The organism is Halocatena halophila, assembly GCA_027563145.1.
In the GTDB taxonomy this organism is placed as follows: Archaea; Halobacteriota; Halobacteria; order Halobacteriales; family Haloarculaceae; genus Halocatena; species Halocatena halophila.
In genome coordinates this window covers 1,853,240-1,868,415 of sequence record CP071306.1, presented here as the reverse complement: position 1 = coordinate 1,868,415, position 15,176 = coordinate 1,853,240, and the positions used below count along the sequence as shown (strand labels likewise).

The window sequence follows — 15,176 nt, the reverse complement described above, 5'->3', positions numbered from 1 at the left end:
TCAGGACCGATCGTCGAGTTTGGCCAAGGGATTTTTCACCGTTCCGTGCTCGGCTGCGTGTGGCCGGCCGGAGGCATCCGCATATCCCTCTCTGAACAGCCGATTGCGGTTCAAACAGAGTTTCGTGAACCGATCCTGGAAGAGATCGAACGTCTCGAACCGCTCTTCGAGCTCGGGGAATCGGTGTTGATACGCCCGAATCGATCCTGCGACGTGCTCCCAGAACCGCCGTTCCTCGTAGTCGTGGTGGGTTTCGAGAATCTTCACGAGATAGCGAAACACCCCAACAAATAGCCCGGCGAAAATGAACTGACAGAGCCCTTCCGGTGGTTCACTGCGGAGCACGCTCGTGAGCTCCGGAGAAAGCTCCTCGAGCTCAGGGATGGGCTGATCGCTGACGTTCACGTCGTCGACAAGATCCTTCACGGCAAGCCGGCTTGGCGCGTCGTCTTCGAGCAACAACATTGCGTTCTGGCCGTGTGGTGAAAAGACGGTCCCGTAGCGATAGAGACAGTGGATGAGCGGCGGAACGACCGTCTCACAGAGCGATTCGATCCACTCATCGAGGGTGAGCTCCGAGCGCTCGACCAGCGAAGAGAGCACTGGCTGGCCGTCCTGCACGTGGATGAGCGCAGCCAGCGTCATCGCGCGCTCGTCGTCCGCACAGTACTCATCGATCGATTCTCGCCAGATTGCGCCCAGTAGTTCGCGATACTGATACGGGCCGTCCTCGATGGCGGTGAAATCAGGCTGGCCAACGTCGACTGCAGCGATCTCTCCGGGAACGACCAGCCCACACTCCTCGCTGAGATACGAGTCGTTCTCGACGAGTTCGTGAACGAACTCCGTGACAATCGGTGCGACCTGCGTGCGTTCGCCCGGAAGTCCCCGCCAGACCAGCGTGTTGTGGATCGATAACGGCACTTTCACGTGGTGGCGCTCGGGTGAATCGACGTTCGTGAACGTGCGGATCGACTGCTGGGGCAGATACCGATCCGGACCTGGGCCGAGCAGTACGAGCTGGTCGGTCGCGAGCTCACGGGCGTACTGCTGGGCGATGTAGTTGTCCCATTGCCACTGATGGACGGGGAGCAACTGATACGCATCGGGATCGAGCCCCTTCGTTGCGAGCTGCTCTCGGAACTGATCGAGCGTCTCACCCAGCTCAGAGCGGAGTAGCGACTCGAAGGAGACGGCCTCGGTCGTGGTAGCCGTCGCAAGCTCACGATGAGCACCCACCCAGAGCAGGCGCTGGGGTTCGCTGCGTTCGGGTGCAAATTGGGCGTGATCGCTCGCTCCAAAACCCAACCGGCCCTTGTTGACGACGAGCCACGGATGGCCAGTCATTGCGCCCTCGAGCTGGGCGTATTCGAGTGTGGCCACGTCGGTTGAATCGGTCTGGTCTTCGATGACCGCATCGGCAAACAGGGTGTTGTTCAGCTCTCGAACGAAGTTGCCGAGCGTGATCGAATCGATCTCGATCGTTTCGCCGAGATCCCTGACGAATCCGATCGGATCGGTCGCCGGGGCGCTCGTTCCGTCGGTGATGCGCTCGATGGACGACGGATCGACGGTGATGCTGTCGAGCCACTGCTCCGTGGCGTCGAATCGGTAGGCCACTCCCGTCGCCATCGGCAGTTCATAGCGCGTTGATTCGCCGTCGGCCACGGGTTCGGGATCGATGATCTCCTCGTAGGTGAACTCCTCGATGCATTTTGCAAGAAGTCGACGACTGACGGTCTCAAAGACTGCGGCGTCGAACGATGCATTGTCAATCTGCTGCTGTTGGTGTTGGTGTGTCATTGGTGGTGATGTAGCCGATCGTCGTCAGTTCGTCGCGTGGACGCTGGCGTCCCCTCGAGAAACGCGTCCAGCGAGAAATCCTGGAAGACGGTGTCGGTGTCCTCTGGATATTCGGTGCGACCGAGCAGCTGGTTTGCAATCCGGCTGTTGCGATAACAACCCAGCCCGAGATCCGGCGTACCGACGCCGTGGGTGTGTAGCTCGGCGTTCTGTACGAACAGCCGACCCGACACGTCATCTATCGGGAGCCGGTAGTCCGCCGTGATTGCGAACCGACCCTGTTCGTCGGTCGCGATCCGATCGGACAGGGGGTCGTAAAACGCCGGCCGAGCGCGTTCGTAGCCGGTGCCACAGACGACAACGTCGCTCTCGTGGACGAACGACTCGTCGGTCAGCGTTCGATTACAGTAAAGCCGGTAGCCATCGTCCACGCGGTCGATCGACTGAACGGCGGTTTCTGCGAGCAATCCGATCGCCGGATCGCGATCGCCGATCGAGCGCTCGTACAGCAACTCGTAGATCGCCGCGCTCGTCTCCACGTCGATTCCTTTATAGAGCAGATCCTGCTCGGGGATGAGCTCATCCCGGGTTTCCTGGGAGAGTGAGGCGACGTACTGCGTGTACTCCGGGGTGAAATGCTGTAAGCCGAGCTTCGAATACTCCATCGGGAAAAAACCAGCCGAGCGGGTCAGCCAATCGAGACGGTATGCACCAGCAGGCTGGCGATCTAGCAGGTCCAGGAACACCTCCGCTGCTGACTGGCCCGAGCCAACGACAGTGATCGAATCCGCCTCAAGACACCGACCGATGTGAGACCGGTAGCTGGCGGTGTGAAACACGTCACTGGCGGGATGACCACGGAAGCCATCCGGCAACTGTGGGGTCGTTCCCACCCCAACAACCACATCATCCGCAACGTACTCATACCGGTCACCGGTGCTCGGCGAGACGGCAGTGACAACGAACTGCTCGTGAGCAGGCTCGAACTCGATCGCCGTCACCCGCCGGTCGAACTGCGGGCTCTCGAGCTCTGTCGCAGCCCACCGGAGATAGTCGTCGTACTCCCGACGCGGGATCTGAAACGTCTCGTAGAAGTAAAACTCGTAGATGCGATCGTGTTCGCGCAGATAGTTGCAGTAGCTGTACGGATTCGTCGGATCGGCGAGCGTGACGAGATCGGCGAGATACGGCACTTCGAGCGTCGTCCCCTCAATGAGCATTCCCTCGTGCCAGTGGAACGAGTCGGATTCGTCCAGAAACAGCCCATCCAGCTCGGTCGGTTCGAGCAATGCCGCGAGCCCGAGATTGAACGGCCCGAGACCTACCCCAATCACATCGACTGACTCACGCACGGTCCATCACCCCCTGCAGGGACTGAAATCGATTGCGAGAACACGCCATCACCAGCGCGTCTTTTTCCGGGAGTTCGATCTCACGAACTGGTTCGAAGCCACAGCGCTCAAACACGTGGATGACCCGGTCGTTGCGAACGTCCGGTTCGGTCAACACCCGTTCGGTCGCCGGATGGGTGAACTGCATCGAGAGCACTGCTCGTACGAGCGAGGTCGCATACCCTGCGCCCAGATACTCTGGTGGGCCGATCAGCAGGTGAATCCCCTGATCTGCTGGCTTCGTCTCACAGTACTCTGCGAGCACGTCATTTTCGGCCCAGTAACACTCCCAGTAGCTCATCGGGACGTGATTCAGCGAGCCGATGTACGGCGTCAAATGTGAATCATTACACTTTTCTATCATTTTTGCCCGAAACTCACTCAGGGAGTCCGGGAGCTGCCAGTAGGGCCGAACGTGCTCGCTGGTCAACCAGTCATGCAAGCGGAGGAGATCACGCTCGAGTTCGACGGGACGGAACGTGATCGTTCGGTCGATCGTCTCGTCGTAGGCCTGATAATCTCCCTCGGCAATCGCGTCGGTGGGGCCGCTCATTGATTGTCCACCTCCCAGAGCGGGTTGTCGATCTGCGTGTACACTGATTGGGCATCGATCGATCCCTCCAGTTCGTCCATGTCGTGCACGCGGGTGAGAAGATTCGCCTTACACGGCAGCGTTGGATGCTCCAGCAGTTCATCGAGCAAGGTGGACGTTTCTCGATCGAACGCGGTGAGCGCAGAGAGCACCTCCGCGAGCCGTTCGAGTAACCGACGCTCCTCGATCAGCCCGGCAGTTCCGAACGCGTTGATGACGCCGAAAACGTTGTTGCAAAACAGATAGTACCGGATCCGTTCGTCCACGACACCATCCCGACAGATCGTCTGTGCGCGATCACCAACGCCCGGAAGATAGGTATCGATCGCCTCGTAGGTGGATTCGGCGAAATAATACCCCTGGTTGTCACGATAGTAGCCACGGACAGGATAGCCGTCTTCGAGCTCCAGGACGCTGTTTTGCTGGTGAGCTTCGAGTCCGAGTCCGTGTTCGAGCAGTAACCACACCACGGGTCGAACTAGCACGTCGCAGTACTGGTCGAACCAGTCGAGACTGACCGCCGCCCGAGAGCGGTCTTCGCGGTCGGCGATCGAGGTGATAATCTCCGAAAGCAACGAGCGCGCGCGTTCGTCTGGGCCACCCAGGTGACCACTGTCTGGGTGGTCCTGACAGAGCGCAACGACCGGCATTGCCGTCGTCGATTCGTCGAACGGGTTGTCTCGCAACACCACCTCGAAGCCAGATTCTTGGCCTGAACCGATATCGAGCGTGAGATACGCCGGATCACGGACGATCTCGAAGGCTGGAAACTGTGATTCGAGCTGCTCGCCGAACTCGGTCTGGAGCAACTCTGCGATCGCCACGCCGCGTTCGAGCTCCGGGCGTTTGTTCGTTCGCAGCGAGTTCGTGATCTCGACGTGGAGCGACCCCTTCACCATAAACGGAGCGTCGGGGCTGTAGAGCGTTCGGACGGATGACGTTGGATAAAAATCCGGGCCGTGCTGGCCGAGATAGCTGAGTTCACCCGCCTCGATCGCCGTCTGGACGGCTGGCTGTGATCTACATCGCCTGGCCTGCCAGGGATGCATCGGAATGACGATCGAATCGTCGTCCGGGAGAATGGACGGATCAAGCTGCTGGCGGACCCACGCTGGTGCAGTTGTCTCTCGGGCACTATCGTGTGCGACGATCGACGGATCGGCCGCGACGTAGGTGAGCTGGAACGAGCCTCCAAGTTCTGGTGCGAATGTGGGGGCCTCGTCGGGGGTGATGCCGATCCGACTTTTCGGCGTCGGATGCAACAGATGGCCGAACGTCAGCGACTGTTCTGCAGCCCTGAACGATGGCTCGAGACCGAGAGCAGAATCTGAGGCGCCAACGTAGCGAGCGACGTTCTGACAGCTCTGGATGATCCGGCCGAGCAGGTCGTCCGTCCGGTTGACCCCGTCTCGCTCTGCCTCGAGTTGTTGACAGAGACAGGACGCCACCGTCGTGTACGACACCGGCGTCCAGTCGTCAGTGCCACGGAGATAGACCGGAAGCGCGAGCAGATGCCGGCCGGTGGGTGAGTCATAGCGCAGCTCCACGGCGAGTTCGACACCCAGTGCCGACAGCGGACAGTGAAGAACAGGAAACTCTCCCGAGAGCCCAACCGCGTCCGCTACCGTGCGCTCGGTGCCGTCGGTGTCTCTGTCATAGCAGTTCAACAGCGCGTGAACGGTGGCCGCCTCGGCGATCGAGGAGTTTGACCTGGTCGTTGAAGCGTGGTTGGTACTCATGATGTTGATTGAGTGGATTCAGTGATCGCACGACCCGCAGCGACGACCGCATCCAGCACCTCGATCACGTCGTCGAGTGACGTTCGCGGATTGACGAACGTGAACTTCAGATGAGGACTGCCATCGACGGCGGTTCTGGCGAGCATCGCGGTGCCGTCGGCTCGCAGTCGATCGCGGATGCGATCAGTCGTCGTATCGGTTGCGTCGTCATTCGATGGGGGATCGTAGCGGAACACGACCGTACTGAGCGATGGCCGGGCCGCAAGCTCTAGCGAATCGTTCGCTTCGATCAGTGTGGCGGTATCCGTAGCGAGCTTCAGCAGTGAATCGATGCCGGCTCCCATTGTGTCAGTGCCGAGCGTCTGGAACGTGACGTACGGTTTGAGCGCATCGAACCGTCGGGAGGTTTGCAATGACTTGCTGACGAGGTGGTGTGACGATTCTGCACCCGTGTCATCAGGATTGAGATACGCCGCCGATCGATCGATCGAATCATACTGCTCGCCGTCGGCGAGAAGAAACACCCCACACGACAGCGGCTGTTGACAGAGCTTATGAAAGTCCATGGCGATCGAATCGGCGCGCTCGATCCCGGACAGTCGATCGCGGTGCCGATCGCTGAACACGAGCGGTCCGCCGTAGGCACCATCGACGTGGAACCAGAGGTCGTGCTCGGCGGCGACAGCACCCAGCCGATCCAGTGGATCGATCCGCCCGAAATCTGTCGTGCCGGCGGTGCCGATCAGAGCAAACGGTTCGAGCGAGTCGTCGATGAGCCGGTCGATCGTTGATTCGAGCGCCTCGATCGAGAGCTGGTGGTCGTCGTCTGTTGGAATTCCAACGACGGCATCATCACCAAGCCCGAGCTGGCCTGCGGCCTGTCGAGCGGTGAAATGTGCCTCTGCAGAACAGAGAATCCGCAGCGACTGGGCAGCCGTCGGGAGTCCCGACCGTTGGGCGTCGTGGTCGAACCGGTCGGCGACGGCCCAGTTGCGCGCGAGCAACAGCCCGAGTACGTTCGCCTCGGTTGAGCCGCTGGTGAACACCCCATCCGCACCAGCTCCCAGCCCACAGACCGATGTCAATCCCTCGATGAGCGTCGATTCGACAGCTGTGGCCGCGGGACTCTGATCCCAGGAATCCATCGACTGGTTCATGGCCGAAACGATCAGCTCTGCTGCGAGCGCTGGAACTGTCGGTGGGCAGTGGAGATGGGCCATCGATTGGGGATGATAGACACCCACCGAATCGGCACAGACAAGCGAACTAACCCGTTCGAGAACGGCCTCGAGCGATTGCCCAGCCGATGGGAATGGCTCGGTCTCGGCAACGTCCTCGTGGATTTCGTCCGGGGTACGCCCCGAAAACGGTGTATTGCTCCCGAAATAGCCAGACTGTAACGCCGCGATCGCCAGCGACGTTGCGTTGCGATAGGATTCTAGCGTATCAGGCCCAAAGACGGCCGTGCCGGCGTCCTCAAACGACGATCCGCTCACGGCGACGCACCCCCAAACGCGGCCGCTTCCACGGCCGATTCGAATATCTCGGCCACCTCGTCGATCTGGTCGGCCGTCACAATGAGGGGCGGGAGAAATCGAACCGTCGCCGAGTGGCGACCGCCGCGTTCGACGATCAGACCGCGTTCGAGACAGCCCTGCTGGATCGACGCTGCGAGTTCGGGAGCTGCTGGTCGTGGCCCATCCGTCTCTACGTCGGGATCGACGATTTCCACGCCGAGCATGAGTCCCCGACCACGGCAGTCCCCGATCGTCGGGTAGGCGGTAGAAATTCGTGCGAGATGGTCCAGCAGCCTGGCACCCATCCGATCGGCGTGGCTAGCGAGGTCGTTTTCCATCACGTAATCGATCGTGGCCTGGCCGGCTGCCATCGCGAGCTGTCCGCCACGGAACGTTCCTGCGTGCGCGCCGGGGGCCCAGCTGTCGAGCCGCTCGTGGTAGACAACCGCCGACAGGGGCAACCCGCCACCAATCGCTTTCGAGAGCACAACCACGTCGGGCGTGATCCCGGCGTGTTCGAACGCATAGAGCGCTCCCGTTCTGCCAAGACCGGTCTGGACTTCATCGACGATCAACGGAATCTCTCGCTCGCGGGTGATACGGCGGATCTCACGAACCCACTGGTCGGGAGCCGGAATCACCCCACCCTCGCCCTGGACGATCTCCGTGAGCAATCCTGCTGGCGCGTCGAGCCCCGCGTTCGGGTCGTCAAGCAATCGCTCAACGTAGCCGCTCGCCGTCGTGTGGTCGCCGTCATCGCCGAACGGGCTCCGGTAGCTGTAGGGAAACGGAAGCTGCTGTCCATTCGATCGGAGACCTGGTATTCCCGCCCGAACTGATTCATCGCCCATTAACCCAAGTGCCCCCGCCGTCATCCCGTGATAGCCACCCTGGAACCCGTATACGACCTCGTTGCCCGTGGCGGCCTTCACCAGCTTCAGCGCTGCCTCAATCGCGTCCGTTCCCGCGGGACTGCAAAACTGAATCTTTGCGTGGCGAGCGAACGCCGTCGGAAGACTCTCGAACAGCGTGTCGACGAACCGCTCTTTGATCGGTGTCGTCAGATCGAGCGTGTGCAACGGCCGATCGTTCCCGAGCGCCCGCTCTATCGCCTCGGTCACCACCGGATGATTGTGTCCGAGCGCCATCGAGCCCGCACCGCTCAAACAGTCGAGATACTCCTCACCCGACACGTCAGTCACGATCATCCCCGACGCCGAGTCAAGCGCAATCGGAAGGTGGCGTGGATACGTTCTGGCGTTCGATTCCCGGTTGGCTTGCTGGGCCAGCAGTTGTCCGTTCGTCGTCACACCCGATCACCCGTGTGACGATCAACTGATGTGATGGGTAGATTGGTTTGCATTCATTTCTTTAGGCAAACCTAAACCACATAAAGGCTCCGAATTTTAGGCAGGCCGAAAAAATAAGAGGGTGAAAAGACACGGCGCTACTCGTTGCTGAGCGCACAACCGAACGGATAGTGGCGTCGCTCTCGGAGGAAGATGAACGGCCGACTGCGGCCTTATTCTATGGTGAAAACCGGTTCATCGACGTTTTCGCTCTTGCACTGGGGGCATCGTGAGGGGAGGTTGATGAGATCGTCAAAGCGATCGAAACCACACGCCTGACACTCGGGTGGGGCGACAAGCAGTTGCTCGTCGGTGGGACGAAGCGAGCGGGCAAGATGTTCGACATGGCTGAGCGCATCGCTTGAGCGAATGTCGAACTCCGTCGCGAGGGTCCCGGGCTGAGAGGGCGTTGTTCGAAGGTGGGCTGCGATCTGCTGGCGCGTCGTTTCGCGCTCACCGTGCATAGGGGTAGTAGTGGCTCAGCGGACAAACGAGTATCGGGAGAGCCGAAGTCGGAATTGCTATACACGCTCGTTGAGTGACAACCGGTATGCACGCAGTCGTCTTGGCTGGTGGGTACGCGACTCGGATGTGGCCGATCACCCGCCACCGCCCAAAGATGCTTCTTCCGGTTGGCGAGACGACCGTTATCGATCAGATTCTCACAGAGCTCGAAGCCGACGACCGGATCGAGCAGATCTATCTGAGTACGAACGAGAATTTTGCAGACGAGTTCGAGAAGCACATCGAAGCAGAAGGCTACGAGAAGGTGTCTCTCTCGGTCGAGGACACCACCGAAGAGAGCGAAAAGTTCGGTGTGATCGGCGCTATGGCCCAACTCGTCGATCGAGAGGGGGTCGACGATGACCTGCTCGTCGTTGCCGGCGACAATCTGATAGGCTTTGCGTTGTCGGATTTCCTCGATTATTTCGAGAACAGAGCCCAGCCCACGCTCGCGGCGTACGACGTTGGTTCACGAGAGAAGGCAACGTCCTACGGCGTGCTCGCGCTTGATGGCGAAGAGATCGTCGAGTTCCAGGAAAAGCCCGACAAACCGAAGAGCTCGCTCGTTTCGATCGCCTGTTATGCGTTCCCCGCCGACTCTATCCGGTTTTCGGAGTATCTGGCCGGTGATAATAATCCCGACGAGCCGGGCTGGTTCATCGAGTGGCTGATCGAACAGGAATCCGTCTTTGCGTATTCGTTCGACGAGCCGTGGTTCGACATTGGAACGCCAGAAAGCTACCTCGAGGCCGTTCAGTGGGCGCTTGATGGTGATTCGATCGTCAGCCCGAGCGCGTCGACAAACGGCTGTGAAATCGGTGAGAACGTCCACGTGATGGCAAACGCCGATCTTTCAGACGTTACCATCGAGGACGCCATCGTCTTTCCCGACGCACGCTTAGAGCACGTTGTGCTCTCCGATTCAGTCGTCGACGAGCACGTCTCGATCGAGGATACAGTCCTCGAAAACGCGCTCGTCGGGCCGTACACGCGCCTGTCCTGAGGACTATCAGTCAACCAGCCAGGCGTCCGTAATCTGGAGCCGGCCCCGAGTTGCCGACGGATCGAATTCGGTTTCGTAATCGAGTTCGATCGGCACATCCATGTGTGGACCATCGGTGACGAGCGTTTCGTACTCGCCGCCTTCGCCCAGCACGTGGACGCCATACTCCTCGTTGAGCGCCACCAGTTCGTCGATTGCCGCGTGATCGAGCGTTCGACCGAGCCAGGACTCATCGAGTCCGTAGGCTGCGACCTGAACGATCGTGATCTCGAAGCCGGCATCGATCATCGCTGTAGCCAGCTCGCGAGGCGGCTCGTGCCAGAGCGGTGCGTACACGTCTGCTCCAAGCCGTTCGCACATCGCCTGCACGCGATCGTTCTGGAAGTCGCTCTCGACTGCACCGACGGTGACGCCGCCAATAGGACCGATGTCGGCGGCGAGTTCCTTGAGTGTGCGTTCTAACGGGATCAGTTCCGCATCACCCTGCTCGGAGACGTCCTTCACGGACGACGTCTCGAAGGAGTCTGGACGAACCGCAAGCAGCTCAATGTCAATGCTGCGGGCAGCCAGTTGTGCCAGCTCGGTTGCGGGAACGTGATACATGTAGGAGTCGCCGTCCGGGTGGACGGTGACGAGTCGCTCGACGGGATACTCGTTTTCGAGCGCCTGATAAAGCGCCCACGACGAGTCCTTGCCCCCGGAAAATAAGCTCACCCACGGTGCAGTATCCATATCCGCGGTAAGGAGAGGACGGATAAACTGACTGCGATCGACGAACTCACTCCGGACAGTCGAGCGACCGTGAGCTGTACGCATCGAGCCACGCGTCGATCTCCCTGAACGCGGGCTCGAGGTCGTCGAGCATCGTCGTCGGTTCGTACTCCACGCGCGGTGGAATTTCATCGTACTGCGTCCGCTCTAGCAGGCCGAGCTCGACAAGCTCCTCGAGACGGCGAGAAAGCGTGTTCGGTGCAATATCGAGCGCCTCCTGGAGTTCGCCGAATCGAAACACCTCCCGCTCGTCGATCACGACCTGTTTGAGAATTCCCATCGTGTGAGCGCGCCCGAGGAGTTCGAACAGCTGCTCACCCTCAATGCTGACCGCCCCTGGATCAGTGCCATCGGCGATCGTCGTGTTTGCCATAGAAGCACTACAGATTCGATAGTGTTGGATGTTACGCCCGGAGCCAATCATCTAGCGGGTCACTTCCACCAGTGGAAGTTACATCCAGGGAACGAACGTGATCATTTAACTGTGAGAACCACTTCCTCTGGACACATTCATGCATTCCAATACGATTGCACGGCAATGCATCGGAGACCAATCAATGCGAACAGATGAGACGGTTGAACCGACGGAGGTGCGCGACTGATGGCGGTTTCTGGCGTCGTGTGGGCGGTGTTGCTGGTGGCTCGCGTGCTCTTTGGCGGTGTCATCGCGTTTACGGGGATCCATCACTTCCAGGGAACCGAAGAGATGGTGGGGTACGCCCAGTACAAGGGCCTTCCGGCACCGAAAGCCGGAGTGCTTGGCTCGGGCGTCCTGTTGGTACTCGGCGGGCTTTCGATCGTTCTTGGCGTGTTTCCCGCAGTGGGATCGTTCGCCGTAGCGATCTTTTTGCTTGTTTCGGCACTCATCTTCCACGACTTCTGGGCCGTCCCCGACGAAGAGCAGGCCGATGAGATGAATCACTTCTTGAAGAATGTGGCACTCGCTGGCGGCGCGCTCGCGTTCGGTGTGCTGTCAGTGACTGTCTGGGAGCCCATCGCGGCTGTCATTCAGTTCTAGCCCTTCTTGAGGTGTGATATCATACGACCATCGAAATCCCAAAGCCTGAGGAGCTGGTAGTATGGGTAATGGCTCAGTTGCGTCTGGCGCTGTTGAACGCCTCTATCACGGCGGCCGCGATCGAATCTACGGCTCGGAACTTCCGGCGCGAACTCGATGCGACGCTCACGGAATTCGTCGTCTCGGACGGACAGCTCCCGGAAACCTTCGATTTTGACGGTGTGGTGATCTCTGGATCGGCGGCGTCGGCCTACTGGGACGAGCCGTGGATCGAACAGACCCGCGAGTGGATCAAAACCGCCCACGACCGGGGGCTTCCGATTCTCGGCGTCTGTTTCGGCCATCAGCTGCTGGCGAGCGCGCTCGGTGGCACCGTCGAATCGATGGACGAGTTCGAAATCGGCTATCACGAGGTCAAACACACTGACAGCGAGCTGTTTGAGGGAATAGACGAACGATTCACCGTCTTCGTTACGCACGGCGATCGTGTAAGTGAGCTCCCACCTGGAGCCACCCTCATCGCCGAAAACGAGTACGGCGTCCATGGCTTTCGGCTCGGCGACGCGTTTGGCGTGCAGTTCCATCCAGAATACGACACCGAGAGCGCAACCGCAGTCACGAAACGCAAGGAGTTTCTCGGCGAGGAAACGATTCAGGCGGTACTCGATGATATCACCCCAGAAAACTACGACCGTGCCTGTGAGACGAAACAGCTGTTCGAGACGTTCACCACGCTCGTCGCCGACCGACAGCAGGCCCAGGCCCAGTGATTTTTTACCGGGGCGAACACCTTATTATCCGTGACACGTTCGGCGACAGTTGATTCAACGCTCGGTACAATCGGCGATCTGTTGATGGCGGTCTGTGGAGCTGGCCTTCTCGTTGGCCCGTTTGGAATGCTCGTTGGGCAGTGGGGACCCGAGTTTCCGCTCACGCTGGGAATAATCGATCCATTCGTTCTGGAAATCAGCGCGAACGGACTGTGGTTTTTGAGTTCGCTCATCGTTAGCTATCCGTTCGTGACGCGTCGGTGGTCGTTTCAGTCGCTCACGATACTGTTATCGGTGTTGTATTCCGTGTGGATTGTGGAACTTCTCGCCGTGTTTGGCCTCGTCGGCGGTGATGTCGAGACAAATCTCGTGCTGGTGGGCGTACTCACTGTCGGAGCCTACGGAGCCGCGGTCGGCAGTTGGACACTCTCCAACCGAATCGACACATCACCGACGTAGCTGTGGGCGAGCGTTTTTGCCAACGGACAACTGAGTGCTGGCATGCTCGATTATCTGGATCTCGACGCAGAACTCACGGACGAAGAACGACTCGTCCGCGATACGGCCCGCGAATTCGTCCAGAACGAACTCGCAGATTCGATCGGCACCCACTGGATCGACGGCACGTTTCCCACCGAACTCATCCCAGAGATGGGTGAGCTGGGCTTTTATGCGCCGAATCTGTCGGGCTATGGGTTGCCGGGAGTGAGCGAGACGGCGTACGGGCTGTTGATGGCAGAGCTAGAAGCGTGTGATTCGGGGCTGCGCTCGATGGCGAGCGTTCAGGGCGCGCTCGTGATGTATCCCATCCACGCGTTTGGCTCTGCAGCACAGAAAGACGAGTGGCTAGAACGACTGGGAACCGGGGAGGCGGTTGGCTGTTTCGGGCTGACCGAACCAGAACACGGCTCGAATCCGTCGGGGATGGCCACCCGCGCGCGCCCGGACGGCGACGGCTACGTGCTCTCCGGGACGAAAACCTGGATCACCAACGCACCCATCGCCGACATGGCTATCGTCTGGGCACGGGTGGGTGACGATGGGCCGGTACGCGGCTTTCTCGTCGAAACGGACCGTGATGGAGTGAGTACCCCCAAGCTCACCGAAAAACTCTCGCTGCGCGCCTCAATCACCGGCGAGATCGGATTGCGCGACGTGTTCGTCCCCGAGGAGAACGTGTTACCGAACGTCGAGGGAATGAAGGGACCGCTCTCCTGTCTCACCCAGGCGCGATACGGCATCGCCTGGGGAGCGGTTGGGGCGGCCAGAGATTGCTTCGAAACGGCTCGTCAATACGCACTCGATCGTGAGCAGTTCGGTGGCCCGATCGCACGATTTCAGCTCCAACAAGAGAAGCTCGCGGAGATGGCCACCCAGATCTCGCTTGCGCAGTTGCTTGCTCACAGACTCGCCGAGCTCAAAGAACGCGACGCGCTCAGATCCCAGCACGTCTCGATGGCAAAACGAAACAACGTCGCGATGGCGCGCGAACAATCACGAGTTGCACGCGAAATGCTGGGTGGCAACGGCATCACCGCCGACTACTCACCGATGCGCCATCTGACCAACATGGAGACCGTCTACACCTACGAGGGAACCCACGACATCCACTCGTTGATTCTCGGGCAGGATCTCACCGGCATCGCCGCGTTTGAATAGCTACTCGATCGGGGGCTCTTTGCGCACCAGTCGGCCGAAGAGACTCCGATTGTTCGCCACCCGACGGTACGCCCACTCACGCAACCGATCCCAACCGGGCAATAGATTGCACAGCCAGACCAGGATCGACAGCGTGGGATAGCAGGCGACGAACGCCTGTTCCATTGCCTCTCCGCAGGAGTAGACGGAGGACGACGTGAGTAGATGTGCACAGCGTTCATAGTCGTCAGGCAGACGATCGCGCTGGGCTGGCTCTAGCGCAGAGAATCCAACCGGTTCGAAGCCACCGCGGCGTACCGCCCACTGGGCACACCAGGTGCAAAAGCCACAGTCGTCGTCGTACACGAGAACTGAGTGGTCGGTCGCCATCAGGTGAAGTTACCCGTTTTTGTTTCACACACATTACAGACGGTGTGAAGGCAGTCATCGCCCGGTTCGATCGACTGTGGCGTGCGATCGGCACACGACGGACAGTCCCGACGAATCTCGGTTTCGCCCGACTCCTGGGGCGCACCGATTGCGAGCGCGCGAACGCGCTCAGTTCCCTCGTTGACCCCTTGCTGGAAGACTCCCGGTTCGAACCGGATTGCCGAACCTTCCTCAACCACCCGCTCGCCGTCATCCGTCTCGAAGGTCACCGTCCCCGAGAGAACGATGAAGATCTCCTCCTGGTCGCTGTGTCGGTGATAGCCAAACGCGAAGCTTTCCGAAGGCAATAGCTCGTAGTAGTTGATTGCGACATCGCTTGCGCCCAGGGCACGGCCGAGTGGTTGCTTTAGGGCAGCCGGGCCCATCCATTCGTCCACATCTTCGATGTGTACGTGTTCCATGGATGCTAATCGAGTGACTTGTTCGTAAATCCTCGGTGGGCGCTAGTGATTCTCGAGATCGAGTTGTTCGGCGAGGGACTCTAGCCAGCCCGAGGATTGGAGCGCCTCGAATCGCTCGCGGAAATGTCGCTCACAGAGCCACACCACGATCCCATCCTTCTCGACCGAGAGTGTTGCAGTCCGAGCGCAGTACTGACAGTGCACACTCATGGATACGTGCTTGAGGCTAC

At 59.8% G+C, this 15,176-nt stretch carries 17 protein-coding genes; 5 read left to right on the top strand and 12 right to left on the bottom strand.

The genetic code is table 11. The annotated features are described in order from the left end of the window. The 7 genes from JXQ78_RS09905 to JXQ78_RS09875 form a co-directional block, all read right to left on the bottom strand. A complete protein-coding gene (locus JXQ78_RS09905; protein WP_330630600.1) occupies positions 1 to 1,803 on the bottom strand; it encodes an IucA/IucC family protein in 1,803 nt (600 codons plus the stop codon). Continuing rightward, entirely contained in the window at positions 1,800 to 3,155 is a 1,356-nt protein-coding gene (locus JXQ78_RS09900) for a lysine N(6)-hydroxylase/L-ornithine N(5)-oxygenase family protein (protein ID WP_330630599.1), read from the bottom strand. The genes JXQ78_RS09905 and JXQ78_RS09900 overlap by 4 nt, the downstream gene beginning before the upstream one ends. Next, the gene (locus JXQ78_RS09895) at positions 3,148 to 3,747 is read right to left on the bottom strand and encodes a GNAT family N-acetyltransferase (RefSeq protein WP_330630598.1); all 600 of its coding nucleotides are present in this window, start codon (positions 3,745 to 3,747) and stop codon (positions 3,148 to 3,150) included. The genes JXQ78_RS09900 and JXQ78_RS09895 overlap by 8 nt, the downstream gene beginning before the upstream one ends. Beyond that, positions 3,744 to 5,525 (bottom strand): IucA/IucC family protein, encoded by a 1,782-nt coding sequence (locus JXQ78_RS09890; protein WP_330630597.1) that lies wholly within the window; start codon positions 5,523 to 5,525, stop codon positions 3,744 to 3,746. The genes JXQ78_RS09895 and JXQ78_RS09890 overlap by 4 nt, the downstream gene beginning before the upstream one ends. After that, a complete protein-coding gene (locus tag JXQ78_RS09885; protein ID WP_330630596.1) occupies positions 5,522 to 7,021 on the bottom strand; it encodes a pyridoxal phosphate-dependent decarboxylase family protein in 1,500 nt (499 codons plus the stop codon). Before JXQ78_RS09885 ends, JXQ78_RS09890 begins: the two co-directional genes overlap by 4 nt. Continuing rightward, positions 7,018 to 8,352 carry a diaminobutyrate--2-oxoglutarate transaminase gene (locus JXQ78_RS09880; RefSeq protein ID WP_330630595.1) on the bottom strand — a complete coding sequence of 445 codons (1,335 nt, stop codon included), beginning with the start codon at positions 8,350 to 8,352 and terminating at the stop codon, positions 7,018 to 7,020. The genes JXQ78_RS09885 and JXQ78_RS09880 overlap by 4 nt, the downstream gene beginning before the upstream one ends. A gap of 212 nt (positions 8,353 to 8,564) precedes the next feature. Beyond that, complete coding sequence (locus JXQ78_RS09875) at positions 8,565 to 8,855, bottom strand: transcriptional regulator (RefSeq protein WP_330630594.1); 291 nt, start codon at positions 8,853 to 8,855, stop codon at positions 8,565 to 8,567. A gap of 86 nt (positions 8,856 to 8,941) precedes the next feature. On the opposite strand from JXQ78_RS09875, the gene JXQ78_RS09870 reads away from it, so the two are divergent. After that, positions 8,942 to 9,898 carry an NDP-sugar synthase gene (locus JXQ78_RS09870; RefSeq protein ID WP_330630593.1) on the top strand — a complete coding sequence of 319 codons (957 nt, stop codon included), beginning with the start codon at positions 8,942 to 8,944 and terminating at the stop codon, positions 9,896 to 9,898. A 6-nt stretch (positions 9,899 to 9,904) separates the two neighbouring features. On the opposite strand, the gene JXQ78_RS09865 is transcribed toward JXQ78_RS09870, so the two are convergent. Then, entirely contained in the window at positions 9,905 to 10,630 is a 726-nt protein-coding gene (locus JXQ78_RS09865) for a diphthine--ammonia ligase (protein WP_330632820.1), read from the bottom strand. 46 nt (positions 10,631 to 10,676) lie between these two features. Beyond that, positions 10,677 to 11,042, bottom strand: a complete 366-nt coding sequence (locus tag JXQ78_RS09860; protein ID WP_330630592.1) for a winged helix-turn-helix transcriptional regulator — start codon at positions 11,040 to 11,042, stop codon at positions 10,677 to 10,679. 228 nt (positions 11,043 to 11,270) lie between these two features. Between JXQ78_RS09860 and JXQ78_RS09855 the strand changes: the two genes are divergently transcribed. The 4 genes from JXQ78_RS09855 (at position 11,271) to JXQ78_RS09840 (ending at position 14,116) form a co-directional block, all read left to right on the top strand. Continuing rightward, complete coding sequence (locus JXQ78_RS09855; protein ID WP_330630591.1) at positions 11,271 to 11,687, top strand: DoxX family protein; 417 nt, start codon at positions 11,271 to 11,273, stop codon at positions 11,685 to 11,687. A gap of 68 nt (positions 11,688 to 11,755) precedes the next feature. After that, entirely contained in the window at positions 11,756 to 12,457 is a 702-nt protein-coding gene (locus tag JXQ78_RS09850; protein WP_330630590.1) for a type 1 glutamine amidotransferase, read from the top strand. A 30-nt stretch (positions 12,458 to 12,487) separates the two neighbouring features. Then, positions 12,488 to 12,916 (top strand): hypothetical protein, encoded by a 429-nt coding sequence (locus tag JXQ78_RS09845; RefSeq protein ID WP_330630589.1) that lies wholly within the window; start codon positions 12,488 to 12,490, stop codon positions 12,914 to 12,916. Positions 12,917 to 12,958: 42 nt separating this feature from the next. Beyond that, the gene (locus tag JXQ78_RS09840) at positions 12,959 to 14,116 is read left to right on the top strand and encodes an acyl-CoA dehydrogenase family protein (RefSeq protein WP_330630588.1); all 1,158 of its coding nucleotides are present in this window, start codon (positions 12,959 to 12,961) and stop codon (positions 14,114 to 14,116) included. On the opposite strand, the gene JXQ78_RS09835 is transcribed toward JXQ78_RS09840, so the two are convergent. Genes JXQ78_RS09835 through JXQ78_RS09825 form a run of 3 tightly spaced genes read right to left on the bottom strand, consistent with a single transcriptional unit; the run spans position 14,117 to position 15,156 of the window. Beyond that, the gene (locus JXQ78_RS09835; protein WP_330630587.1) at positions 14,117 to 14,485 is read right to left on the bottom strand and encodes a thiol-disulfide oxidoreductase DCC family protein; all 369 of its coding nucleotides are present in this window, start codon (positions 14,483 to 14,485) and stop codon (positions 14,117 to 14,119) included. Next, positions 14,485 to 14,946 (bottom strand): cupin domain-containing protein, encoded by a 462-nt coding sequence (locus JXQ78_RS09830; protein ID WP_330630586.1) that lies wholly within the window; start codon positions 14,944 to 14,946, stop codon positions 14,485 to 14,487. The genes JXQ78_RS09835 and JXQ78_RS09830 overlap by 1 nt, the downstream gene beginning before the upstream one ends. Before the next feature lie 42 nt (positions 14,947 to 14,988). Next, on the bottom strand, positions 14,989 to 15,156 hold the full coding sequence (locus JXQ78_RS09825; RefSeq protein WP_330630585.1) for a DUF6757 family protein: 168 nt from the start codon (positions 15,154 to 15,156) through the stop codon (positions 14,989 to 14,991). Between the last annotated feature and the right edge of the window lie 20 nt (positions 15,157 to 15,176).